Origin of the sequence: Pseudomonas sp. DSP3-2-3 (genome assembly GCF_049898225.1) — a bacterium.
Taxonomy (GTDB): Bacteria; Pseudomonadota; Gammaproteobacteria; order Pseudomonadales; family Pseudomonadaceae; genus Aquipseudomonas.
In genome coordinates, this window is record NZ_JAFCXH010000011.1 from 14,172 (window position 1) to 38,572 (window position 24,401).

The following is a 24,401-nucleotide window of genomic DNA, read 5'->3' on the forward strand; positions in this document are numbered from 1 at the left end:
CCGCTTGCGAATGTAAACAAGGCATAACAATAACAAGGATGCAGCCAGACGCTGCCGTGCTTACACCGAGCCGCTTGAGTGCTGGTTGGTGCTGGCATGCCTTGATGGAGGATAACGACGTGAGTTCCGAATTCAGACCGCAACCCCAATCCGGCGTTGCTCAAACGCGTTACCGCCCCGTGTCCATCGGCCATTCTGCTGTGGAGGTCAGTGAACGTAACGGCAACTTGCACATGCGCTCCCTGGAGCCGCTGGCGTCACTGCCCATGCGCCTGCTTGACCGATTGGTGCATTGGGCACAGGTGCGTCCGCAGCAGACCTTTATCGCCGCCCGCGAACAAGGTGGCGATTGGCGCCGGGTCAGTTATGCCCAGATGTTCGACAGCGTTCGTGCCATCGCCCAGAGCCTGCTCGGCTACGGGCTTTCGGCCGAGCGACCGCTGGCGATCCTTTCGGGCAACGACATCGAGCATTTGCAGATCGCCTTGGGTGCGATGTATGCGGGGATTCCTTATTGTCCGGTTTCTCCGGCCTATTCGTTGCTATCTCAGGATTTCGCCAAGCTGCGGCATGTTTGCGATTTGCTGCAGCCGGGGTTGATATTTGTCAGCGACGCGGCCGCCTACCAGCGGGCGATCGATGCTGTGTTGCCAACCGAGACTCCATTGGTTGCCGTGCACGGACACGTGCCAGGGCGCAGTCAGGTGAATTTCGCCAGTCTGCTCGAACGCCCTGGCGGTGCCGAGGCCGATGTAGCTTTCACCGCCACGGGCCCGGACAGTATCGCCAAATTCCTGTTCACCTCGGGTTCGACCAAATTACCCAAGGCGGTCATCACCACCCAGCGTATGCTCTGCGCCAACCAGCAAATGCTGTTGCAGACCTTTCCAGTGTTTGGCGAGGAACCGCCGGTACTGGTGGACTGGCTACCGTGGAACCATACGTTCGGCGGCAGTCACAACGTTGGCATCGTGCTTTACAACGGTGGTACTTTTTATCTGGATGACGGCAAGCCCACGGCTCAGGGCTTCGCTGAAACCCTGCGCAATCTGACGGAAGTTTCGCCGACCGCCTACCTGACCGTACCCAAAGGCTGGGAGGAGCTGGTCTCGGCGCTGGAAAACGATGGCGAATTGCGTGAACGTTTTTTTGCCCATATGAAGCTGTTCTTTTTCGCAGCAGCCGGTCTCTCGCAGAGTGTCTGGGATCGGCTCGACCGGGTCGCAGAGCAACACTGTGGTGAACGCATCCGCATGATGGCCGGGCTCGGCATGACCGAAGCGTCTCCCTCTTGCACCTTCACCACCGGGCCGCTGTCGATGGCCGGTTACATCGGTCTGCCGGCGCCGGGTTGCGAGGTCCGGCTCGTACCGGTGGATGGCAAGCTGGAAGGACGTTTCCGTGGCCCGCACATCATGCCTGGCTACTGGCGTGCACCGCAGCAGACCGCCGAAGTCTTCGACGATGAGGGCTTCTACTGTTCCGGTGATGCCATCAAGCTGGCCGACCCGAGCGACCCGCAACTGGGTCTGATGTTCGATGGTCGTCTCGCCGAAGACTTCAAGTTGTCCTCTGGAGTGTTCGTCAGTGTTGGCCCCCTGCGCAATCGTGCGGTTCTCGAGGGCTCGCCCTATGTGCTGGACCTCGTTGTCGCGGCACCGGATCGCGAGTGCCTGGGCGCCTTGGTTTTTCCTCGTCTGTACGAGTGTCGTCGACTATCGGGGTTGACCAAGGCTGCCAGCGATGCCGAAGTTCTGGCCAGCGCGCCGGTTCGGGTGTGGTTCGCCGACTGGCTGCAACGCCTCAATCGCGAAGCCAGCGGCAACGCCAGTCGCCTTGAGTGGATCGCGGTGCTCGACGAGGCCGCGTCTATCGATCGTGGTGAAATCACTGACAAAGGCTCAATCAACCAGCGGGCAGTCTTGCAATGGCGTGCAGCCAAGGTCGAAGCGCTGTATCGCGGCGAAGACCCTTCGATCCTGCGCGCCGGTCCACGGTCTTGAATTACGCAGGGCAGTATTCGGCATTCAACGATGTGGCGATTCTTGAGGCCGTGCGCACGCCCTGGATCGACCTCGGCGGTGCGCTGGCCCAGGTATCACCCATCGATCTGGGCATCAAGGTCGGGCGTGAAGTGCTGGCCCGTGCCGGGCTCGATCCGCGGACAGTCGATACTGTGCTGGCGGGCTCCATGGCCCAGGCCAGCTTCGACGCCTACTTGCTGCCACGCCACATCGGTCTTTACAGTGGTGTGCCGCAACAGGTGCCTGCACTGGCGGTGCAGCGCATTTGCGCCACCGGCTTCGAGCTGCTGCGCCAGGCCGGTGGGCAACTTCGCGACGGCGCGGAACTGGCGCTGTGTGTGGGCGCCGAATCCATGTCGCGCAACCCGATTGCTGCCTACACCCATCGATACGGATTTCGGCTGGGTGCGTCGGTGGATTTCAAGGATTTCCTCTGGGAGGCGCTGTACGACCCAGCACCGGGACTGGACATGATCGCCACGGCGGAAAACCTTGCCAGGTGTCATGGCTTGAGTCGCGAAGCGGTGGATACCTATGCCCTCAACAGCCATGAGCAAGCATTGCAAACGCAGACTTCTGGCTGGTTCGCCGATGAAATCGTCGCAGTGCGCAACGAGTCATTCGAGCTGGACGGCTATCAGCCTCGGGGCATTACGCTGCCGCTTCGGGTAGACGAAGTCACCCTCGACAGCCACATTCGGTCCACTGATTTCCTCGCGTTGGCCAAGTTGCGAGCGATTCATTCGGAGGGCGTGCAAACCGCTGGCAACAGCTGTGCTGTGGTGGACGGTGCAGCGGCGGTGCTGGTCGGCCGCGCATCGGTGGGTACGCGACCGGCACTGGCAAACCTGCTGGCGACGGCAGTGGTCGGCGTGGCCCCGGAGTTCATGGGAATAGGCCCGGTTCCAGCGATCCAGTTGCTGCTGCAACGCAGCGGGTTGGCGCAGGACGATATCGCCCTGTTTGAAATCAACGAGGCGCAAGGCGCGCAAGTGCTGGCAGTAGCCCAGGCGCTGGAGCTGGATAGCAATCGGCTGAACCGCCGTGGCGGTTCGATTGCCCTCGGTCATCCGTTAGCTGCCACCGGCCTGCGTCTGGTGATGACTTTGGCCCGGCAGTTGCGCGAGCAGAATCTGCGCTATGGGATCGCCTCTGCCTGTGTCGGTGGCGGGCAGGGCATGGCCGTGCTGATCGAGAACCCGCAGTACCGCGACTAAGCCCTGTCTCCGCTTTGAGCAGCGCCGGGCAAGTATTGAGCGGCGAGAGACTTTCGCGACTTTCGACGATATGAGGCTTTCCATGTGGCACCACCAGGCGCCGCTGCGCGACATGCAATTCATCTTCGAACACTGGCTGACGGCTGGGCCATGTATACCGGCATTGCCCATGGCGCCTATCTGTGCTTTTTTCACCGAGCAGGGTTTTCGTCTGGCCAGCAATGCCTTGCAGGTGTTCGGTGGTTACGGCTACGTCGCCGAGTTCGCAATTGAGCAGACTCTGCGCGACAACCGAATCGCAATGATTTACGAGGGCAGTAACGAAATTCAGGCCAATGACCTGCTATTGCGCAAAGTATTGGGCGATGCCTGCTGTGCGAGTTGATCTCCAGCTTGTGCAAGGCTTGCGTTACTATGGCCGCCCACGTTTTCTGGAAGTTGCCTGGATGAGTAAGCCCGGTCAGTTGGTGCTGGTAGCGCTGCGCAAGATGATCGCTTCGGGCGAGCTGGTTGCTGGCGAACGACTGATGGAAATCCCCACGGCGGAGCTGTTCGGGGTGTCCCGGATGCCGGTGCGTATGGCGTTTCGAACCCTCGAACAGGAAGGGTTGCTGGTGCGGTTCGGCGGTCGAGGGTTTCAGGTGCGCTCGGTCAGTGCCGATGACATCGCCGGTGCCGTTGAAGTACGTGGAGTGCTCGAAGGTCTGGCAGCACGTCAGACTGCCGAGCGCGGACTCTCGGCAGAGGCGCGCGCGATCCTGGAACTATGCCTGCTGCAAGGTGACGAATTGTTCGACAAGGGCTATGTCACAGAAGACGACCTGGAGGTCTACCATGACCTCAACATGCGTTTCCATCAGGTGATCGTCGAAGGCAGTCACAACCCGGCCATCGCCGATGCGCTAGCTCGCAATGACCACCTGCCTTTTGCTTCGGTAACCGCGCTGGCGGTGGATCGCAACGACATGGCCCGCGAGTATCGGCGTTTCAACTACGCCCACATGCAACATCATGCCGTCTTCGATGCCTTGATCAATCGCCAGGGCGCCCGTGCCGAAGCGATCATGCGCGAACACGCCAACGCTACCCTGCGCTATGCCGAGATATTTGGTTCTGCGACAGCCAATGAGCGGATGAAGGTCATTCACCGCTCTGAGTGAGGCTCGGCCTTTTCAGAGGTCCAGCACCAGCAGCGATGATTTCGAGCGCGAGCAGCACGGAGTGAACTGATCATTAAGTGCCTGCTCATTTTCGGTGAGGAACAGGTCGCGGTGATCCGGCACGCCCTCCAGTACCCTGGTCAGGCACGTGCCGCAAATGCCTTGTTCGCAGGACGTGGCGATATTGATGCCATGGCTTTCCAGTACTTGAACCACGGTCTTGTCGGTCGGGATTTCGAAGACCTGGCCGGTGCTGCCAACCTTGACCGAAAAGCTCCCATCGTTACTGGTATCAGTGGGCGTGGCGGCAAAATATTCGCGGTGTAGCGAGTCTTCCTGCCAGCCTTGAGCCCTGGCGCTGTCCAGCACGTGCTGCATAAAACCGCCCGGACCGCAAACATACAGATGAACGTTTTCTCCCGGCTGGGCCAATACCCTGGCCGCGTTCAGCGCTGTCTCGGGTTGCTCATCGAAATGCAGAAATACCCGGTCGGCGAAAGACGAGTTCTTGATTCGTTCGACAAAGGCTGCACGCTCGCTCGAGCGTGCGCAGTAATGCATTTCGAAGTCCGCGTTGCTGTGGGCAAGACGTTCAGCCATGCACAGAATCGGTGTGATACCGATGCCGCCGGCAAACAACAGGCTGCGCCTGGCCTGGTGTACCAGCGGGAACAGATTGCGTGGCTCGCTGATGCGCAGGCGATCCCCGGTGTTGATCTGTTCGTGCAGGCATTGTGAGCCGCCGCGCGAGGCCGGATCTTTGAGCACGCCGATCAGGTAACGGTGGCGCTCTTCGGGGTGATTGCACAGGGAGTATTGACGGATGACTCCGCCGGGCAGGTGCACATCGATGTGCGCGCCGGCACTGAAGCCGGGCAGTGCGCTGTCATCGACGCTGGCCAATTCATAGCTGCAGATGTCCTGAGCTTCGTTTTTACGTGATACCACCACCACATCGATCATGCTTCATCCTCGGAGCGTTGCCACCACAGTGGTCACTTCTGGTTATTTTGAGATTGGGCTGCGCAAGGGACGGGCACGGCATGGCGTGCCCTGGCCTGGCCTGGTTATTGTGCGGTGGCGATCAATTGCGGCTCGGGGGCTCGCTCGCTGGCGATGATTCGTTCCAGGACGCGGCGGGACTGCACGCCGCCCGCATCAATATTGAGCTTGAGCACATTGCGCTGAGGGTGGTCCAGCAGGTTTTGTTGCTGGCGTTCGAGCATCTCCAGGTCTTCGCTGAAAATCTTCCCCTGACCCTCGCGAATGGTCGCGGTGAGCGCTTCATCCTGAGGATTGAAGTTGCGCGCCATGCCCCAGAAGTACCAGATGGAGGTGTCGGTTTCCGGAGTGATGAAGTCGACCACGATGCTGGATGCTTTGAACTCGGCGTCGGCGTGGTAGCCGCCTTTGCCGGCATGGGCGACACCCACTTCGATCAGTACGTGACTGGGGGGCGAGAAGCGGCAGATTTGCCAGCGGTCCACCGGCACATCGTCAGCCAGATTATTGCCGCGCAAGGCCATGCGCCAGAACGGCGGCGCCATGATGTTTTCCATGTGGCGTGCGGTGACCACATCGTCGCCCTCGACCGTCGTGGTCGGGGCGGCCTCATCGATTTCTTTCTGGCCGATGCTGGACGCATGCACGTAAGTCTCGTGCGTCAGATCCATGAGGTTGTCGATCATCAGGCGATAGTCGCAGGCGATGTGGAACAGACCGCCGCCGTATGCCCATTGATCGCTCACGGCCCACTCCAGGTGGTGGATCAGCGTTGGGTCAGCCTTGTCCTGTTCTCCGGGCCATACCCAGATAAAACCGTAACGTTCGACCACTGCGAAAGTCTTGTTGCAAGGGAAGCCGCGTACCCGTTGCCCTGGCATTTCGACAGTTTTTCCGTCGCAACCCATGACCAGTCCGTGATAGCCGCACACAAGGTTGCCGTTATCGACATAGCCCAATGAAAGCGGCGCGCCGCGATGCGGGCAAAAGTCCTCGACCGCTGCAACCTGGTTTTCCTGGCTGCGATAGAAAACGATTTTTTCGCCGCAGATCTGCCGCCCGAGAGGGCCTTGTGCAATTTCATCGGGGGTGCAGGCGACGTACCACGTGTTTTTTGGGTACATGAAAACTCTCCAGGTCATCGTTTGTTTTTGTTTTGATGGATCCATTAGGCGATAAGCAGATGCCGCAAGTCAACCTTGTCCTAGGCCATTTGTGGATATATTTGGGCTTAAAAAGCATGCTTTATTCAATGTGAGTTTGTTTTAAATATGTTTAATGGATCCATTGTAGGTTGTTCATGTACAAAAAAACCGCCAATGGCGGTTTTTTTGTGGGTGATCAACGTGGATGGCATTGCGCTTCAGGATGGCCGCTCTGCCGATGCCTGCTGGTACTTCCTCAGCCGATAGGCGAACTGCGCACGACTCAACCCCAACAGTCGTGCAGCCGCAGCCAGATTGCCTTCGCTCTGTTGAAGCGCTTCGTCGATCAAGCGCGACTCCAGCCCTTCAATGGAGAAACCGCGCTCCAGGCGGGTCAAGGCTTCCAGCAACGCGGGGCGATTCTGCGTGCTGGCAGGATCCTGGTCGATTGCCGCAAGGCTGCCAGTGTCGTCCAGCGAGTACATTTCCTTTGGCATTGGCTCGTTACGAAACAGATGGACCAGGTCGATCGATTGACCGTCCTCACTGGCGATCAGACCACGCTCCACCAGGTTTTGCAGTTCGCGCACGTTGCCGGGAAAGTCGTAGCGCAGCAACACTTTGAGCGCGCGCATGGTCAGCCCGGCGGGTTTGCGAGCATAGTCCTGGCAGAAGCGCCGCAGGAACGCGTTGACCAGTAACGGGATGTCGTCGCGTCGTTCACGCAGTGGCGGCAGGGTAATAGGGAAGACGTTCAGACGGTAGAACAAGTCCTCACGAAAATCTCCGGCCGCCACGGCTTTGCGCAGGTCTACATTGGTTGCCGCCACCACCCGGACATCAACCTTGATCGACTGGCCACCACCGACACGCTCGATTTCCCGTTCCTGCAATGCCCGCAGCAGCTTGCCCTGACCCGGCAGGCTAAGGCTGGCGATTTCATCAAGGAACAGGGTGCCGCCGTGAGCGCGTTCGAAGCGTCCGGGCCGCGATTGAGTCGCGCCCGTGTAGGCACCGCGTTCAACGCCGAACAATTCCGCCTCGATCAGGTTGTCCGGGATTGCGGCGCAGTTGAGGGCTATGAAAGGTGCTTGATGCCTTGGACTGAACTGATGCAATTGCCGAGCGAACAACTCCTTGCCGACCCCGGACTCGCCGCTGAACAACACCGTAGCGGGCGTTGGCGCCACGCGTTGCAAAGCAAGGGTGGCGGCGTTGAAGGCAGCGCTGGCGCCAATGGGTTTTGGCCCCGCGGGCAGATCGGTGTCGTCCTGAGGGGCAGATGCTGCCTGGACCGGGCGCTGCATGGGGGCGACGCTGGACGGCGATGCAGTGAGGTACCCCAGGTCCTGTTCGACATCGCCCCATTGTTCGGCGGTCTTGCCGACCACTCGGCAGGTTTCGTGGCCCATGCCCCGGCATTCGGTTTCACGAAAGATGACCAGGCGGCCGAATAGCCCGCTGACATAACCGATGGCATAGCCCAGCTCGGTCCAGCACACCGGGTCCTGGCCGATCCCGTAGGCGGCGATATGTTCGTCGGCCTCGCAGGAGTGATGCCAGAGGAACTCGCCTTCGTAGAAGCCGGAGTCGGCATCGAACTTGAAGTGCAGGGGTTCGACCTTGGTCATGCCCTCCAGAGTGTGCAAGCGAGTGCCAGCGGAGAAAACCGCTGCGGCATCGGCGTCCGGCCAACGCTCGCGGATCAGCCGTGCATCGCGTGCGCCTGACAGGTAACCGGTGCGGGTAAACAGGCCACGGGTCTGTTCCAGGCCCTGGCGATCAATGATCTCGCGCCGCAATGCGCCGAAGGATGAACTGTGCAATAGCAGCATGCGCTGATCGTTGAGCCAGATGCGTCCGTCGACAGGGGAAAAGAACAGGCATTCGGTCAACTCGGCTAGCGTCGGTGAGTTGCCCTCGGCCAGCTGGGTGCTGTCCCCGCGAGGCGAGAAATGTTCCTCCCGGATTGCGAGTCCGGGAAACAGCATGTTGGGGTTATTCATTGTTATGCCCCTGAACGCAATGACTGGTCGAAATGAGTAACTATTGAAACAGTTATTAAACATAACTTTATCATTTGAACAAGTGGCCCGTGGCTGACGGAGCGTCGAGACCGGAGTCCCATGTTTGGATACTCATCCTCAGCCCACAGGCCAGAGCCTTCGCCATCTAAATAACCTTGGGACTCTGGAAGTCGGCACAGCCCTTGCTCTAGTGCTTTCACGACGCAGACGACTTCACCGCTTCAGCACGGTGTCGTCGGGCGATGACAAGCACAAGAGCCGGGAGGCCGAAATGTCGGTAAGTGAACCCTCTGATTTTCTGCGGGACGAGATGTGGCACGAACGCATCTTCAATGGCGACTGGATACGCCCATTGGGCGGCAGCAATAGCGTGCGCGAGCCAGCCACCGGCGAGGTGTTGACTGTCACCGGCCTGGCCGATGCGGCGGACATCGCGCTTGCCAGTCTCACCGCTGCCCGTGTCCAGCCTGCCTGGGCAGCGTTGGGTCCGCGCGAGCGGGCGGAGATTTTTCGCAAAGCAGCAGCACTGGCCCAGCAACACTTTGCCGAGCTGGCGCTTTACATCGCTCGGGAAAGCGGCGGCAGTCTGTTCAAGGGCGAACATGAGGTCCGTGAGGCGATCGTCCTGCTGCATCAGGCGGCCGGTCTACTGTCGCAACCCCATGGCCTGGTTCTTCCGAGCGAGGCAGGGCGCCTGTCCTATGCACGTCGGTTGCCCCATGGCGTGGTCGGGGTGATTTCTCCGTTCAACTTTCCTCTGGTGCTTTCTCTTCGCTCGGTAGCACCCGCGCTTGCGGCTGGCAACGCCGTGGTGCTCAAGCCCGATCCGCAGACCCCGGTCAGTGGTGGCTTCATCATTGCCCGGTTATTCGAGGCAGCGGGTCTGCCTGACGGCCTGTTGCAGGTTTTGCCGGGCGCAGCGCTGGCTGGTGAAGCGCTGTGCCGCGATCCGCACGTGCGAATGATTGCATTCACCGGCTCTACTGCGGCGGGACGCAAGGTCGCGGAGGTGGCTGGTCGTCATCTAAAAAAAGTAGCCCTGGAGCTGGGCGGCAAAAATTCTCTGATCGTGCTCGAAGACGCCGATCTCGACCTGGCGGCCAGCAACGCCGCCTGGGGGGCCTGGTTGCATCAGGGGCAAATCTGCATGGCCACTGGACGCATCCTGGCTCATGAGTCGATCGCTGCAGAGCTGGTCCGCAGGCTGGCAGAGAAAGCACGGGCGATCACCGTCGGCAATGCCGCTCGCGGCGAGGCTGTGCTGGGACCTTTGATCAACAAACGACAGTTGCAACGTGTGCATGAAATCGTGACAGAGAGTGTGAGGGCCGGGGCAACTCTGGAAGCCGGCGGCGAGTTTGAACAGCTCTTCTATCAACCTACGGTTCTTTCAGGCGTGCGTCCGGGCATGCGTGCGTTCGACGAGGAGATCTTCGGTCCGGTGGCCACGGTGGTGAGTTTTGCCAGTGATGAAGAGGCCATCCAATTGGCCAATCGCACCGAGTACGGCCTGTCCGCGGGGATCATCTCGCCTTCGGTCGGGCGCGCGATGGCAATTGGCGAGCAACTCAATTGCGGTCTGCTGCACATCAACGATCAGACGGTGGCCGACGAATGCATCAATCCATTCGGCGGGCGCGGCAGTTCGGGAAATGCCGGCAGCGTTGGCGGCCCGGCCGATTGGGACGAATACACCCAATGGCAATGGGTGACGGTCAAGGATAAGGCGCCGCGCTACCCATTCTGATGGGGCAAGGGTCGACTAGGGTGGTCGGTCCACCGGGCGAGTCCACAAAAACAATAAGAGGACGCAACATGAAACTCGACAACAAGATTGTACTGGTAACTGGGGTTTCCTCAGGAATCGGCGCGGCCACTGCAAGCCTGCTGCGCGCTCACGGCGCTCAGGTGATTGGTGTGGATCTCAAGGCTCCGTACATGACCCTGGACGGGTTTGTCCTGGGCGACCTGAGCAGTGCCGAGAGCATCGACCGGCTCTTGCCGCAGTTACCGGCACGGATCGACAGCCTGTGCAATATAGCCGGGGTCCCGGGCACTGCAAACCCGCAACTGCTGGCGCAGGTCAACTACCTGGGGCTGCGTCACCTGACCCGTGCGCTGCTGCCGCGCATCACGGCTGGCGGCAGCATCGTCAATATCGCTTCGATCCTCGGCGCCGAGTGGCCGTTGCGCCTGACGCTGCACAAGGAGCTGGCGCACATTGAAGATTTTGCTGCTGCGCAAGCCTGGCTGGCCGAACACGCGGTACCGGACGAGACCTGCTACCAGTATTTCAAGGAAGCCTTGATCGTTTGGAACTACCGGCAGGCCCAGCAATGGTTTCTGGAACATTCGGTGCGCATGAACAGCGTTGCGCCGGGCCCGGTTTTCACACCCATTCTTGGCGACTTCGTGAGCATGCTCGGCGAGGCCCGGACCCAGGCCGATGCCCATCGCATTAAACGCCCCGGTTATGCCGATGAGGTAGCGGCGGTGATCGCTTTCCTGTGTGCCGACGAGTCGCGCTGGATCAACGGCGTCAACCTGGCGGTCGATGGCGGCCTGGCCTCCACATACATCTAAAGCTCAATCCGGTAGACAGCGGTGCAGGCCGCTGTTCGAGCGTGTTGGCTGACACCCTGCGTGCACGGCCAAGCCAAAAATAAAAATAATGAGGAGCGTCCATGGACAACGTAAAAGTTTGCTTTCGTTTTAAGCATTGCGCCCTGTTTCTGGCGTTATGCAGCGCAGGCGTGATGGTCGAAAGGGTCGAGGCCATGCAAATGGACCTCGGTGATTCCGACTGGAAACTGCGCTGGGACAACACCATCAAATACAGCCAGGCCTGGCGTCTACAGGGTCAGGACAGTCGTTTAGTCAATGCGCCCACCGCCAACGGCCTGTTTCCCTCGATCCAGAGCCAGGGCGATAAAAATTTCAGTAGCGGTCTGGTCTCCAACCGTCTGGACCTGTTTTCCGAAATGGACCTCAGCCGGCAAAACTACGGGCTGCGTGTGAGTGGCGCGGCTTGGTACGACGATATCTACAACAAGGCCACCGACAGCAGCGAGCAAACGCATTTCCTCAGCGAGACCCGCAAACTCCATGGCCGTAACGGTGAAATCCTCGACGCCTTTGTATTCCTGCGCGGAGACCTCGGTGAAGACTCCCAGGGTGTGGTGCGTCTGGGGCGACACAGCCTGATCTACGGTGAAAGCCTGTTCTACGGCGGCAACGGGATTGCCAATGCCCAGGGCCCGACCGACGTGGTCAAGTTGCTTAGCGTGCCGGGGACCCAGTTCAAAGAGATTCTGCGTCCGGTCAATCAGATATCCGGGCAGTTGCAGATCAACCCGCAGTTGTCGGTGGGCGCTTACTACCAGTTCGAGTGGGAGCGCTCCAACCTGCCTGGCGCCGGCAGTTACCTGAGCGATACCGATGCCATCGGTTACGGCAGCGGTTCGCTGCGCGAAGTGTTTGGTAACGACACGGTGAATGGCGGCGATTTGAAAGCGAGAAATTCGGGGCAAGGGGGGATGCAAATTCGCTTTAAACCGACCGGGACCGAGCTGGAACTGGGCTTTTACGCTGCGCAGTATCACGACAAGGCCCCGATTGGCCTGTACGCCTACCTCGATGGTGCGGCTGCGGCGGCCACCGGACTGCCCATCCTCGGTTCTTATCGTCAGGTCTACGCCGAAGATATCAAGACTGCCGGTGTCAGCTTTTCCACGGCCTATGGCCCGTTCAACTTTGCCGGCGAAACGTCTGTGCGCTGGAATGCTCCGCTGGTGAGCAATCTGCAAGTGGTAACCCCGGGGATGGAAGCGGACGGTGGCGATAACTCGCTATTTGCTCGGGGTAAAACCGCGCACGCCAACTTGTCGGCCATTTACCTGTTATCACCGAACGCCTTCTGGGACGGCGGCTCGGCATTGGCCGAACTGGCCTGGAACCGCACCCTGAGCATCACCGAGAACGCTGCGGCGCTGGATTCCAACACAACCCGAGATGCGACAGCCCTTAGGGTATTGATGGAGCCGTCGTACTTCCAGGTTATCGACGGGGTTGACCTGACGGTGCCTATTGGCATGGGGATCGTGCTCGACGGGCGCTCTTCGGCCGTCAACAAATCGGGCTTCGGCAATACCCACTCCGGTGACTGGAGCGTCGGGCTCAAGGCGACCTATTTGCAGCGCTGGGATGTGGGCCTGAACTACGTGAACTTCTTCGGTGCCCCGAAAGCCGGGCTTCGAGAGGACGGAAACTTCAGCTACGGGCAGTCACTGGCCGACCGTGACTTCGTCTCTCTCTACTTGAAAACCTCATTCTAATAAGGTGGATTCGCCATGCAGAACAAAGCATTTCTCAACACATGCGTCCTCACCTTGGCCTTGGCCGGCATGTGCCTCGCACAAGCGCAGGCTGCAGTGTCGCCTGAGCAGGCAGCACGTTTGAAAACCGACCTGACGCCCGTTGGCGCGGAGCGCGCCGGCAATGCCGATGGCAGCATCCCGGCCTGGAGCGGCGGCTACACCAAGGTTGCGCCCGGCTACAAACCGGGTGACAAACGTCCCGATCCATTTGCAGCAGAGAAGCCGCTGTATTCGATCAGCGCCTCGAATATGCAGCAGCACGCTGATCAGTTGGCCGAAGGCACCAAGCTTCTGCTGAAGAAATACCCGGACTATCGCCTGGACGTCTACCCGACCCATCGCTCGGCAGCCGCCCCGCAATGGGTCTATGACAACACCGCCAAGAATGCCATCCGCGCCACGCTGGACGTTGAGAGCGAGAAAGTCGCCAGCGCCTACGGCGGCATTCCGTTCCCGATTCCGGACAATGGCGCACAAGTACTGTGGAACTACCGGTTGTCCTGGCAGGGCGGCGACACTATCTATGCACCTTTCGATACCTGGCTGATGACCGCCGGCGGCAAGAAAGTCCAGGCGACTCGCGCCCAGTACACCTACCAGTTTCCCTACTACGTCGAAGGCGGCAGCCTGGAAAACTATTCCGGCAAGTACCTGCTCGGCAAGCTGCTGACCGAACTGCCGTCGTCCAAGGCTGGCGAAGGTCTGATGACCCATTGGGACCTGGATCCGGCCAACCGGGCGGCATGGCAGTATCTGGTTGGACAGCGCCGTGTGCGTCGGGCACCGAATATTGCTTATGACACACCGGACTTTGTGACCTCCGGAGTCGGCTTCTTCGATGAGGCGTTCATGCTGTTCGGGCCGACCGATCGCTACGACCTCAAGCTGATGGGCAAGAAAGAACTGATCGTCGCCTACAACAACAACCGCGCCGGTCTGGCCAAGAGCGACGATTTGGTCAAACAGAACTTCCTCAATCCCGATCTGGTGCGCTGGGAGAAGCATCGGGTCTGGGTGGTCGAGGCCACGCTTAAATCCGGCAAGCGCCATGTGGTGCCGCGTCGGACCTACTACGTCGACGAGGACTCCTGGCAGATCCTGATGGCCGACGGATATGACGCCCAGGGCAAACTGGGGCGCCAGATGTATTCGCTGACGCTGTTGGCACCGGACCTGCCAGCGCTCACTGCACAGGTCATGTGGGGCAGTTACAACCTCGACACCGGCGCCTACTTCCTCAACTCATCGAGCAATGACCTGGCGGTTCAGTACCAGAAAGTCGCGAAGCCTTCGGCCTCCTACTTCACGCCGGATGCCATGGCCAACGAAAACATGCGTTGAACCCTGAGTGGCTGTGGCGGGCGAAAAGCTCGTCACGGTCGCTGGAAATTTTCCGAGCGGAATAAAGACATGAGCATCGAAAAGTTCTTAGCACGCGGCGGCCTGCGACGGGGCGCGTGTGCCCTGGGGTTGTGCCTGATGGCGAGCACGTCCGTGGGCACGCAGGCTGCAACGTTCGCGGTATTACAGCAGCCGGCATTGTCGACCGCCAAGGCTCAGCGCGCGGTAATGCTCGGGTTGGCCCGGGCCGGGGAGCGTTTGGTGGCGGTCGGAGAGCGGGGCATCGTGTTGCTCTCGGACGACTCGGGGAAAAGTTGGCGCCAGGCCAGCGTGCCGGTCAGCGTCAGCCTGACGGCGGTGCAGTTTGTCGACGCTGAGCAGGGTTGGGCGGTGGGTCATCTGGGTGTCGTACTTCACAGCAAGGACGGGGGTGAAACCTGGCACAAACAGCTCGACGGTGAAGGTGCCGCCAGGCTGGCGGTGCAGGCTGCGGAGCGTGATGCCGACCAACCGGGTGGTGCCAGCCACCTGAAACAGGCACGGCAACTGCTGGGCGATGGACCGGACAAGCCGTTTCTCGACCTGTACTTCAGTGACCGGCTGCATGGCTACATTGTCGGTGCCTATAACCAGATCTACCGCACTGACGACGGCGGGCGCAGTTGGCAACCGAGGATGCGCCATGTGGACAACCCCCAGGGCCTCAACCTGTATGGCATCCGGGCTTCGGGCACTGATCTGCTGCTGGTGGGAGAGCGCGGTTTGCTGTTGCGTTCGACCGATGCGGGGGCTTCCTTCAAGGCCTTGAAATCACCTTATGAAGGCAGCTTTTTCGGCCTGCTCGGCACGAGCAGTGGCGCTTTGATTGCCTATGGATTGCGCGGCAACGCCTGGTGGTCCGATGACCGTGGCAACAGCTGGCGGCGCCTCGATACCGGCGTCCACTCAACGCTGGCGAGCGCCATCGAACTGCGCGACGGCAGTCTGCTGGTGGTCAGCCAGAGCGGTGAACTCTTGTTCAGCCACGACCAGGGTCGCAGCTTCAACAAACGTCAGAGCCGCAGCGGCGCGACGGTCGCCGCCGTGCAGCAGGCGGCGGACGGCAGTCTGGCCAGCGTCGGTTTGAGCGGCGTGGCCGCTGACCAGGATCCGCGGGCATCCGGCCAACCTTGAAACTTCACGGTGTAGCGCTATCGGGCCGAGGCCCGTGCAACAGGAGTCAGACTTGAAAGACGACAAAACCCAAACCGTGATCGGCCGCCTGGAAGACTTTGACCGGGCTTCGGGCAACTTCGCCGAGCGGGCGATCTTCAACCATCGACCGCTGGTGATCCTGCTGTGCCTGCTGGTGACCCTGCTGCTTGGCTGGCAAGCCACGCGCATCGGCATCAACGCCAGTTATGAGAAGACCATCCCGACCGGCCACCCCTACGTCGCCAACTTCCTGGAAAATCGCAGCGAGTTGAGCGGCCTGGGCAACTCGCTGCGCATCGCCGTGGAAGTCAAGCAGGGCAGCATCTTCACCAAGGAGTACCTCGACACTCTGGTCAGGCTCAATGACGAGCTCTATCTGCTGCCAGGCGTCGATCGGCCTTACATGAAGTCGTTATGGACCCCGACCACACGCTGGACCGCCGTTACGGAAGAAGGCCTGGATGGGGGCACGGTGATTCCCGACGACTACGATGGCTCTGCCGCCAGTATCGAACAGGTGCGAACCAACGTCGCCCGCTCGGGCGAGGTCGGTCAGTTGGTGGCCGGCAACTTCAAGTCCAGTGTGATCTTCGTGCCCCTGCTGGAAATCAGCCCGCAGACCGGCAAGCCGCTGGACTACGGTGAGTTTTCTCGACAACTGGAAACCCTGCGGGACAAGTACGAGACCGATGGTGTGCAGATTCACATCACCGGATTTACCAAGATTGTCGGCGATCTGATCGAGGGGATGACCCAGGTACTGCTGTTTTTCGTGGTGGCGGTACTGGTGACCGTGGTCGTGCTCTATGGCTACACCCGTTGCGCGCGCAGTACCCTGGTGGTGGTGACGTGCTCGCTGGTGGCAGTGGTCTGGCAGCTCGGTCTGCTCGCCACCCTCGGTTATGAGCTGGACCCTTATTCGGCGCTGGTGCCGTTTCTGGTATTTGCCATCGGCATGAGCCATGGTGCGCAAAAGATGAACGGCATCATGCAGGACGTCGGTCGCGGCACCCATCGGGTGGTCGCCGCGCGTTATACCTTCCGCCGACTGTTCGCCGCCGGCATGACCGCGTTGCTCTGTGATGCAGTGGGCTTTGCGGTGTTGCTGCTGATCAATATCCGGGTGATCCAGGACCTGGCGGTTACCGCCAGCCTCGGCGTGGCGGTGCTGATCTTCACCAACCTGATTCTGCTGCCAATCCTGCTCAGCTATTTCGGTGTCAGCCCGGCAGCGGCGCTACGCAGCCTGAGTTCGGAAACCGCCGAGCTGCAGGCGCAGATCAAACATCCGTTGTGGCGTTTTCTCGATCTGTTCACCCATCGTCGCTGGGCCATTGGCGCCATGCTGGGCGGCCTGCTGCTGGCAGCGTTCGGTTTTGCCGTGAGCCTGCACCTGAAAATTGGCGATCTTGATCCCGGCGCTCCGGAGCTGCGCGCCGACTCGCGCTACAACCGCGATGCGCTATTCATGACCCGTAACTATGCGGCCAGCTCGGATATTTTCGTGGTCATGATCAAAACCCCGGAAGATCAGTGCACACGCTACGCCAGCCTGTCCGCAGTGGATGCGCTGGCCTCTCGGCTGGAGCAATTGCCGGGAGTGGAGTCGACCACCTCCATGGCGGCGCTGAGCAAGATCGCCACGGTGGGTTACAACGAAGGTAACTTCAAATGGTATGAGCTGATTCCCAATGACGGCGCGTTGGGTGCGGTGCAGACCCGAGCGCCTCGGGAGCTGTTCAATCAAGGTTGCTCGATGCTGTCGCTGTACGTTTACCTGGCCGATCACAAGGCCGATACCCTGAACCGGGTAGTGGAGGCCAGCGAGAAATTTATCGCTGAGCATCAGGTGCCAGAGGTCAAATTCATGTTGGCCGCCGGCAGTGCCGGGATCGAAGCCGCGACCAATATCGTGGTGAAAAAATCCATGAACGAGATGCTGTTCTGGGTCTACGGTGCGGTCAGCCTGTTATGCCTGCTGACCTTCCGCAGTTGGCGCGCCACCCTCTGTGCAATGCTGCCGCTGATGCTCACCTCGATTCTTTGCGAGGCGCTGATGGTGAGTCTGGGCATGGGAGTGAAAGTCGCTACGCTGCCAGTGATCGCACTCGGTGTGGGCATCGGCGTTGACTACGCGCTCTATGTGTTGAGCGTGATCCTGGCTCGAATGCGTGCCGGCGATACCCTGGCCCAAGCGTATTACCAGTCGCTGCTGTTCACCGGCAAAGTGGTCTTGCTGACTGGCATGACACTGGCGGTGGCGGTGTCGACCTGGGCTTTCTCACCGATCAAGTTCCAGGCGGACATGGGCATCCTGCTGGCCTTCATGTTCCTGGTGAACATGCTCGGCGCCTTGATCCTGCTGCCGGCATTGGCCTGGCTGCTGCTGCCGCAGAAGGTCTTCGCAAAAAAGCCTGAAACGAGTCTGCTTGCGCAGCCAGTCAAGGAGAGCTGAAGGTCTCGGCAAAGGAGATGCACCACGACAACGGGCAGGGAGTCCGGGGCGTTGTGGTGGTCGGTGCCGCAGCAAGACTCTGATCAATTGGCTACAGCTCGGGGAGGCAGCATGAAGTTTCGCTCCTTACAAATATCCGCCACGTTTTTGGCCGGCAGTATCTTGATCCTGGCGGTGGCGGCCTTGCTGATGTTCACCTTTTATTCCAGTCACCAGACTCGCGTGTTTATGAAAGTGGGGGCCGCAAGATCTTGTTGCCGATCTTTTCGGTCCCGATAAAGGTCCATGGGCAGTTCATCGGGATTGCCGCAGACGCGTCTTCGGTGGACTTCATCCAGGGGCTGGTCACAAAGTCGAGCCAGGCACTGTATGACGGCGCTGCTCAAGTCGCCCTGTTCGGCCAGAACCAACACCTGATTGCATACAGCATGAATCCGCTACTGATTACCTAGCCCGCCGCCAGCCTGCTCGCCCTGAATGCGGCGATTGAAGCCACCAGGGCCGGGGTTTTGCCGTGGTCGCGGACGAGGTCAGGAGCCTGGCGCGCAAAAAACGCAGAATGCCAATGGAGAAATTCAGAGGCTTATCCAGCAATTGCAAAGAGGCACGCAGGAGGCGGTCGATGCCATGCAGGTCAATCAGGAGAAGGCTTCCCACAGCGTGCAGCAATCGGCACAGGTCAGTCAGTCGTTGGACCGGATTGTCGAGGCGGTTTCGGTGATTACCCCTATGAACATGCAGATCGCCAGCACGGTCGAGCAGCAAGCAGCGGTGGCCGACGAGATCCAGCAGAACATTGCGAATATCGATGCAGTGGCCACGGCGGTGACACAAGGGACGGATCAAGCATCAGAAGCCAGCACGCGATTGAACAGGCTCGCCGACCACCAGCGGGATTTGGTGTGCCGACTCCATACGCAGCCTGGATAGCGAGATGAGCAAGCACGTTCAAGCGCCTCTCTGGCGCGTTGCGCAACCGGTTCTGCATTTCCTCTAGTGCTGCTCATGTTCCAGCGTCGAACTCGTCACTCAGTGCCTGGTGTGACCTTGTGGGCCGCTCAGTTGACTGGAATCCTCCATGGCCGCGCGCGAAGCGGGCACTTTGATACTATGCTCATGCCACTGCAGGCAATGTACTGGTTTCAATTGTCGGTCGCCAAGGAAAGGAGTCTGTATGTGTCTGGTTCTTCATGGCGGTTCTATTTTTGGAACGACCGAATGAGCAGTCTGGCCGTGTATGCGAAAGCCCTCGCACGCGCCATACAGGGAGACGCTCAATGCCTGCGCCAAACTTCACATGGTCGACGATCTCCAATCTGCAGGCCGACTGCTCCAACCAGACCAGGCAGTTGACCCAGGCTGTCGGCAGGTGCAGGCGGATTACTGTTGTTAAATCCCGGGCACGATGGAGAACAGCATGAATACTAAACCGATCCACAAAATCTTGTGGCGCTTCGCCGGCTGCGTAACCGGGCTGGCGTTGGTTGCTGCCAATCCAGCCCAGGCTGCCGGCGGCGGCATCGCCGGCGACCCTACCGCAAGTCATAGCATTGCCTTCAGCAACTCCTACGCGGGCAGCGATTTCCGCAAGGTGATGGTGCGCAACTGGCAGGAGATTGCGATCCAGGCGCAAAGGGATGGCTTGATCGGGGAGGCCCCGGTGGTCAGCGCCAATAACTCGGCGTCGGAACAAGCGGCCCATATCCAGGACATGATCGTCAAGGGCGTCAACGCTATCGTCATCCTGGCTGCGTCCGACACGGCCCTCAACGGGGTGATCCGCGATGCCTGCAACGCTGGCATCGTGGTAGTCGTCATGGCCAGCCTGGTCACCGAACGCTGCGCCTATACCGTGGACTACAATTGGTCCGCCATGGGCCGCGTGGAAATGGATTATGTCGCCGAGCGCCTCAAGGGGAACGGAACGCTGCTAGAGATCCGCGGCATTGCCGGCGATGCCACCGATAAAAACATCAGCGACGGCATTCGCAAGGCCGCCAGCGACTATCCGGGTCTGAGGTTCGCCAAGACTGTGTACGGGAACTGGACGGCTTCCGTCGCACGCAAAGAGGTGGCGCTGGCGCTGCCTTCGCTGCCCAGCATTGATGCCGTCGCTACTCAGGGGGGCGACGGTTATGGCGCGGCCATGGCGTTCAAGGCGGCGGGACGCCCTTTGCCGATCATCGTGATGGGGAACCGTCAGGACGAACTCGCCCTGTGGAAACAGGAACGCGATGCCAATGGCTACGAGACCGTCTCGGTCTCCGCCTCCCCGAGCGTCTCCCAGGTGGGTTTCTGGGTGGCCCAGCAGATTCTGGCGGGCAAGCAGGTGCCTAAGTTCGTCGAGGTGCCGCTGGTACGCATCGATGCGAAAGACCTGGACGCCTGGCTCGCCACTATGCCCGTGGGCGGCGCCGCCAATCCTTTCTACAGCCAGGCTTCCGTTGCGGCGATGATCGACGCGGCCATCAACAATACGGCGCCGCCGGCGCCTTTGCCGGAGGTTATGAAGCAGTAGCGGCGGGCGGGGATGCGAGGCGCCATGTTGACATTCAAACCAGTCAGGGACAGGCCCATTGCCGTCAAAATTGGCCTGGCGGTCGCCGCACTGGTGTTCCTGATGCTGGCGGTATCGCTCGTGAACCTCTACGGCCTGCGAGGCATGGTACGTGCAGTGGATTCTGCCAGCCATTCCGCGGAAATTCTGGCGTCGGTCAACGGGGCCACCGAGCGGGTGGAAAACTTCATCGCCACCCGCGACCAGGAAAGCCTGTTCCAGGCCGAAGGCATGGTGGCGACGGCTATTGCCGGCCTCAGCGCCATTCCGGTGGCTGAGGCCGAATCGCTCAAGGGCAGTCTGGAGAGGCTCGCCGCAGCGATCGCCACCTTGCGGGCGGCGACCCTGACCATGGATGGCGAAACGGAGAACATGACAGCCCATTACGGCCGGATGCGAGAGGCGACGATCCTCGTTGAACAAGGCATCGCCGAAGGGTTGAAGGGGATTGATTTCCGCGCCGCTGACCACAAGGCGCGGGTGAGCAACATCGAAAGCGCCCATCGCATCCTGGATATCCTGCGCAACGGCGAACGGATCATCACCGCCAATGTGGCCAGGATGCTGGTGACCGGCGATGGGGCGGCCGCCACTGCAGCGCGGAACGCCTGCGCGGCACTTCCGCCTGTGGTCGAGCAATTGCGTGAGGTGATGGGGACGCCGCAGGAGGGAGAGATCCTGGACCAGTTGGCGACGGCGGTCGCTGCTGCCAGCCTGGCGGTCGAGCACCTTGGCGAGGCGCCCAGACACCAGGAAGGTGAGGCTTTGCGGCATCTCGCCGCCGTCGGGGATGTGGCCGAGCGCCTTGAGGCGATGCTGGCTGAAGTGGACGAGCACGTTGCCCATGACGCAAACGACATTCAGGCAGCAACCGGTTTGCTGAACAATGCAGCCGCGTTGTCCAAGCGTTTCGCCGAGCGCGTTGCCACCCTGGAGGCCCAGACCTTGTCGTTTCGCCTGTCACCGTCGGCCGAGGTCGCCGGTTCTGTCGGCGACATCCTGGACGAGCTCTCCCGTCTCGCTCGCGTTCTCCCTTCGTCCATGGGGCTGCAAGCCAAGGCTACGCCCCTGACGGTCAGCGATCAGATTGCTGGCTACCGGGCGGCATTCGCCAGGTTCCATCAGGCGAGCAACTCCTTGAGCGGCGCACGCGACCAGGTTCGCAACGAGGCACGGAGCGCCGGCCTGTTGGTTGCGCGCTTCGCTGGCGAAGCGCGCTCCGACGCCTTGGTCCACAATGATCGCGGCATGCTTGCGACGATAGTCGCGGGTACCGTCGCCATCCTGCTGGCTGGCGCCATCGCCTGGAGCACGTCGCGGTTTGTCGCGCAGCCCATCGTGGCCCTGGCCTCGGTCATGCGTCGGCTTGCGGCCGGCGACCTGAACGCCGAGATCGCCAGCGCCGGACGCGGCGACGAGATTGGGATCATGACCCGCGCCGTACGGGTGTTCCAGGAGAATGCCCTGCGCATCCGGGTGCTGGAGGCCGAGGCCGAAGCCGAACGACAGCAAGTCCAGGCCTCTTTGGAAAGAATGGTCGCCGAACGGACCGACACGCTGCACCAGCAGACCGAGGTGCTGGAGGCGCAGGCCGTCGAACTCATTCAGGCGCGCAACCAGGCCGAGACGGCTAACCAGGCAAAGAGCGATTTCGTTGCCACGGTCAGCCACGAACTGCGCACCCCTCTGACCCTCATTCTCGCCCCGCTGGAGCAGCTCTCGGCGGCGACCATACCCCCGGCGGACTGGCGTGTGCAAATCGACCGCGCCCAACGCAATGCGCTGCGCTTGATGAACCGGGTGAACGACATCCTGGATTTCTCCAAGGCCCAAGCGGGCAAGTTTGAGCTGTGTCCGGCACCCATTGACTTGAACAAGGCGGTGGGTGTGCTGGCCGAGGATGCCGCCATGGTCGCCAAGGGCAAAGGCTGCACTTTAACTTTCAGCATCGATCCTGCGCTCGGCACGGTTTTCCTGGACCCCCGACACTTCGAGAAAATTCTTCTCAACCTGGTGAGCAATGCCATCAAGTTCACGCCCGCTGGCGGCACCGTGCACCTGGCAGTAACTCCGCTTGATGGCGAGCGATTTGAACTCGCGGTGCAAGACTCGGGGATTGGCATTGCGCCAGACAAACTGCCGCTGCTGTTCCAGCGTTTTTCCCAGATCGACAATTCCGCCACGCGCCACTACAGCGGCACAGGCATCGGTCTCGCCCTGGTCAAGGATCTGGTCGAACTGATGGGGGGCGAAGTCGGCGTCAACAGTGAGCCTGGACGGGGGTCGTGCTTCTTTGTTCGACTTCCGTTGGGGGCTGAGCAAAACACCTTTCCGACCGAAGCCAGCAATATGCACGAGCAAACGTCACCGAGCACAACGAGCACGATCGAGCAGCGCCACCTGCGTTTCGACGACGGCCACCATGGCAGCAGCAACGACCGGGCTTCGACGGAAGGCGCGGACGACGGGCAGCACCCGGAGCACGCCTTGCAGTCCAGGGTGCTAGTGGTAGACGACAGCCCGGAAATGCTCAGCTACCTCAGCGAACTTTTGCACAACGACTACATCGTCGCCACCGCAGCTGATGGCGAGCAGGCCTGGGCACTCCTGCAACGTCGACCAATCGATGTCGTCGTCTCGGATGTGATGATGCCGGAGCTCGACGGCTTTGGCCTGACAGCCAGAATCAAAGCCAGCGCCGGTTTCGCCCATTTACCCGTGATCCTGTTGACCGCCCGCGGCGGCAGCGAGGCCTGCGTTTCCGGGCTGGAGAGTGGCGCCGACGACTATATCGCCAAACCCTTCTCGCCGCTGGAGCTCAAGGCTCGCGTACGCGCGGCGATACGCATGAGCCAAGTGCAAACCGAACTGCATGCAAAGTCCCGTCAGGCGGGCATGGCCGAAATCGCCACTACTGTGCTGCATAACGTCGGCAACGTCCTCAACAGCGTGAACCTATCGGCAGAACTGGTCAGCAGCCAGATGCGCACCTCCAAAGCCCAGGGGCTGGGCAAGGTGGCTCAATTGATGAACGAACACGTCAATGACCTGAGCGATTTTCTCACCACAGACCACAAAGGAAAGATGCTGCCCGGCTATCTGCTAAAGCTGGCGGAGGTGGTGACGGCAGAGCAACTGGGCATCATCGAAGAACTCGAGCGACTCACCAAGGGCGTTGACCACATCAAAACCATTGTCGCTGCCCAGCAGTCCTATGCCGTTACCGTCAGTGTCGTCGAAACAGTGCCGGTCCCGGAGTTAATCGATGATGCCTTGCGCATGAGTGCCGGATCACTGGCGCGCCAGGAGGTGACGGTGGTCAAGGAAATTGCCGACTTGCCCCTGCTGTCGCTGGACCGGCACCGGGTGCTGCTGATTCTGGTGAACCTGATCCGCAACGCCAGGCAGGCGCTGGACGGCGTGGTCGGTCGCAGCCCGTGCATCACGCTCGACGCCTCCCTCGCTGACGGATCAGTACTGCGGATTACGGTGGCCGACAACGGCAATGGGATTACGCCAGAGCACCTGGTGCGTATCTTTTCGCATGGTTTCACTACTCGCAAAGACGGTCACGGTTTCGGCCTGCACAGCTGCGCGCTAGCTGCGCAGGAAATGGGCGGCAGCTTGACCGTGCACAGCGACGGGTCTGGACAGGGCGCAACCTTCACCCTCGATATCCCTCTTGATGCTCCGCGGAATAAGCGATGAACACCGAACCGGAGGGTCCTGCTGGTCAACGATATGCTACACCGACCGCTTCGTTGACCTCACTGCGGCGGGTTATGACCTGAAGGTTCGACTCAGGCGCCATGGGATTTCCCGCGACAGTCAGGTTATAACTGGACAAATGGCGTAGCCTGCTCGCAGATCCTGACCTTACCGGGTGGGAGGCCGCCCACAACA

At 60.6% G+C, this 24,401-nt stretch carries 16 protein-coding genes and 1 pseudogene; 14 read left to right on the forward strand and 3 right to left on the reverse strand.

The features are described 5' to 3' along the window. The first annotated feature begins 119 nt into the window (after positions 1 to 119). From ACP7E4_RS14380 to ACP7E4_RS14395, 4 genes and pseudogenes are all read left to right on the forward strand, one after another. Positions 120 to 2,003, forward strand: coding sequence for a feruloyl-CoA synthase (locus ACP7E4_RS14380; RefSeq protein WP_426115354.1), 1,884 nt, complete (start codon positions 120 to 122; stop codon positions 2,001 to 2,003). Further along, on the forward strand, positions 2,000 to 3,241 hold the full coding sequence (locus tag ACP7E4_RS14385; protein WP_426115356.1) for a thiolase family protein: 1,242 nt from the start codon (positions 2,000 to 2,002) through the stop codon (positions 3,239 to 3,241). The genes ACP7E4_RS14380 and ACP7E4_RS14385 overlap by 4 nt, the downstream gene beginning before the upstream one ends. A gap of 178 nt (positions 3,242 to 3,419) precedes the next feature. Next, positions 3,420 to 3,608, forward strand: a pseudogene (locus ACP7E4_RS14390) (acyl-CoA dehydrogenase family protein); the annotation flags it as partial. Between the two features lie 79 nt (positions 3,609 to 3,687). Next, positions 3,688 to 4,401: a GntR family transcriptional regulator gene (locus ACP7E4_RS14395; RefSeq protein ID WP_426115358.1), complete on the forward strand. Its 714-nt coding sequence runs from the start codon at positions 3,688 to 3,690 to the stop codon at positions 4,399 to 4,401. 12 nt (positions 4,402 to 4,413) lie between these two features. Here ACP7E4_RS14395 and ACP7E4_RS14400 read toward each other — a convergent pair whose 3' ends face one another. The 3 genes from ACP7E4_RS14400 to ACP7E4_RS14410 all read right to left on the reverse strand — a co-directional run bounded on the left by ACP7E4_RS14400 (position 4,414) and on the right by ACP7E4_RS14410 (position 8,554). Continuing rightward, positions 4,414 to 5,364 carry a PDR/VanB family oxidoreductase gene (locus ACP7E4_RS14400; RefSeq protein ID WP_426115360.1) on the reverse strand — a complete coding sequence of 317 codons (951 nt, stop codon included), beginning with the start codon at positions 5,362 to 5,364 and terminating at the stop codon, positions 4,414 to 4,416. A 104-nt stretch (positions 5,365 to 5,468) separates the two neighbouring features. Next, entirely contained in the window at positions 5,469 to 6,527 is a 1,059-nt protein-coding gene (locus ACP7E4_RS14405) for a Rieske 2Fe-2S domain-containing protein (RefSeq protein ID WP_426115362.1), read from the reverse strand. A gap of 239 nt (positions 6,528 to 6,766) precedes the next feature. Continuing rightward, positions 6,767 to 8,554 carry a sigma 54-interacting transcriptional regulator gene (locus ACP7E4_RS14410; RefSeq protein ID WP_426115364.1) on the reverse strand — a complete coding sequence of 596 codons (1,788 nt, stop codon included), beginning with the start codon at positions 8,552 to 8,554 and terminating at the stop codon, positions 6,767 to 6,769. Between the two features lie 292 nt (positions 8,555 to 8,846). Between ACP7E4_RS14410 and ACP7E4_RS14415 the strand changes: the two genes are divergently transcribed. From ACP7E4_RS14415 to ACP7E4_RS14460, 10 genes are all read left to right on the forward strand, one after another. Next, positions 8,847 to 10,322, forward strand: coding sequence for a benzaldehyde dehydrogenase (locus ACP7E4_RS14415; protein ID WP_426115366.1), 1,476 nt, complete (start codon positions 8,847 to 8,849; stop codon positions 10,320 to 10,322). Positions 10,323 to 10,390: 68 nt separating this feature from the next. Next, a complete protein-coding gene (locus tag ACP7E4_RS14420; RefSeq protein WP_426115368.1) occupies positions 10,391 to 11,158 on the forward strand; it encodes a coniferyl-alcohol dehydrogenase in 768 nt (255 codons plus the stop codon). Positions 11,159 to 11,259: 101 nt separating this feature from the next. Next, on the forward strand, positions 11,260 to 12,909 hold the full coding sequence (locus tag ACP7E4_RS14425; RefSeq protein ID WP_426115370.1) for a DUF1302 domain-containing protein: 1,650 nt from the start codon (positions 11,260 to 11,262) through the stop codon (positions 12,907 to 12,909). 15 nt (positions 12,910 to 12,924) lie between these two features. Beyond that, on the forward strand, positions 12,925 to 14,292 hold the full coding sequence (locus tag ACP7E4_RS14430) for a DUF1329 domain-containing protein (protein ID WP_426115372.1): 1,368 nt from the start codon (positions 12,925 to 12,927) through the stop codon (positions 14,290 to 14,292). Between the two features lie 69 nt (positions 14,293 to 14,361). Next, entirely contained in the window at positions 14,362 to 15,465 is a 1,104-nt protein-coding gene (locus ACP7E4_RS14435) for a WD40/YVTN/BNR-like repeat-containing protein (RefSeq protein ID WP_426115374.1), read from the forward strand. Positions 15,466 to 15,517: 52 nt separating this feature from the next. Then, a complete protein-coding gene (locus tag ACP7E4_RS14440; RefSeq protein WP_426115376.1) occupies positions 15,518 to 17,941 on the forward strand; it encodes an efflux RND transporter permease subunit in 2,424 nt (807 codons plus the stop codon). A 254-nt stretch (positions 17,942 to 18,195) separates the two neighbouring features. Then, positions 18,196 to 18,393, forward strand: coding sequence for a hypothetical protein (locus ACP7E4_RS14445; RefSeq protein ID WP_426115378.1), 198 nt, complete (start codon positions 18,196 to 18,198; stop codon positions 18,391 to 18,393). 25 nt (positions 18,394 to 18,418) lie between these two features. Then, entirely contained in the window at positions 18,419 to 18,871 is a 453-nt protein-coding gene (locus ACP7E4_RS14450) for a methyl-accepting chemotaxis protein (protein WP_426115380.1), read from the forward strand. 487 nt (positions 18,872 to 19,358) lie between these two features. Beyond that, positions 19,359 to 20,459: an ABC transporter substrate-binding protein gene (locus ACP7E4_RS14455; protein WP_426115382.1), complete on the forward strand. Its 1,101-nt coding sequence runs from the start codon at positions 19,359 to 19,361 to the stop codon at positions 20,457 to 20,459. A gap of 24 nt (positions 20,460 to 20,483) precedes the next feature. Further along, positions 20,484 to 24,206: an ATP-binding protein gene (locus ACP7E4_RS14460; RefSeq protein WP_426115385.1), complete on the forward strand. Its 3,723-nt coding sequence runs from the start codon at positions 20,484 to 20,486 to the stop codon at positions 24,204 to 24,206. Positions 24,207 to 24,401 lie beyond the last annotated feature (195 nt).

What these genes read in the sequence shown, in the direction of transcription:
- ACP7E4_RS14410 (WP_426115364.1), bottom strand. Translation starts at nt 8,554, where the DNA reads ATGAATAACCCCAACATGCTGTTTCCCGGACTCGCAATCCGGGAGGAA.
- ACP7E4_RS14395 (WP_426115358.1), top strand. Translation starts at nt 3,688, where the DNA reads ATGAGTAAGCCCGGTCAGTTGGTGCTGGTAGCGCTGCGCAAGATGATC.
- ACP7E4_RS14425 (WP_426115370.1), top strand. Translation starts at nt 11,260, where the DNA reads ATGGACAACGTAAAAGTTTGCTTTCGTTTTAAGCATTGCGCCCTGTTT.
- ACP7E4_RS14405 (WP_426115362.1), bottom strand. Translation starts at nt 6,527, where the DNA reads ATGTACCCAAAAAACACGTGGTACGTCGCCTGCACCCCCGATGAAATT.
- ACP7E4_RS14430 (WP_426115372.1), top strand. Translation starts at nt 12,925, where the DNA reads ATGCAGAACAAAGCATTTCTCAACACATGCGTCCTCACCTTGGCCTTG.
- ACP7E4_RS14420 (WP_426115368.1), top strand. Translation starts at nt 10,391, where the DNA reads ATGAAACTCGACAACAAGATTGTACTGGTAACTGGGGTTTCCTCAGGA.
- ACP7E4_RS14415 (WP_426115366.1), top strand. Translation starts at nt 8,847, where the DNA reads ATGTCGGTAAGTGAACCCTCTGATTTTCTGCGGGACGAGATGTGGCAC.
- ACP7E4_RS14455 (WP_426115382.1), top strand. Translation starts at nt 19,359, where the DNA reads ATGAATACTAAACCGATCCACAAAATCTTGTGGCGCTTCGCCGGCTGC.
- ACP7E4_RS14400 (WP_426115360.1), bottom strand. Translation starts at nt 5,364, where the DNA reads ATGATCGATGTGGTGGTGGTATCACGTAAAAACGAAGCTCAGGACATC.
- ACP7E4_RS14435 (WP_426115374.1), top strand. Translation starts at nt 14,362, where the DNA reads ATGAGCATCGAAAAGTTCTTAGCACGCGGCGGCCTGCGACGGGGCGCG.
- ACP7E4_RS14460 (WP_426115385.1), top strand. Translation starts at nt 20,484, where the DNA reads ATGTTGACATTCAAACCAGTCAGGGACAGGCCCATTGCCGTCAAAATT.
- ACP7E4_RS14450 (WP_426115380.1), top strand. Translation starts at nt 18,419, where the DNA reads ATGCGGCGATTGAAGCCACCAGGGCCGGGGTTTTGCCGTGGTCGCGGA.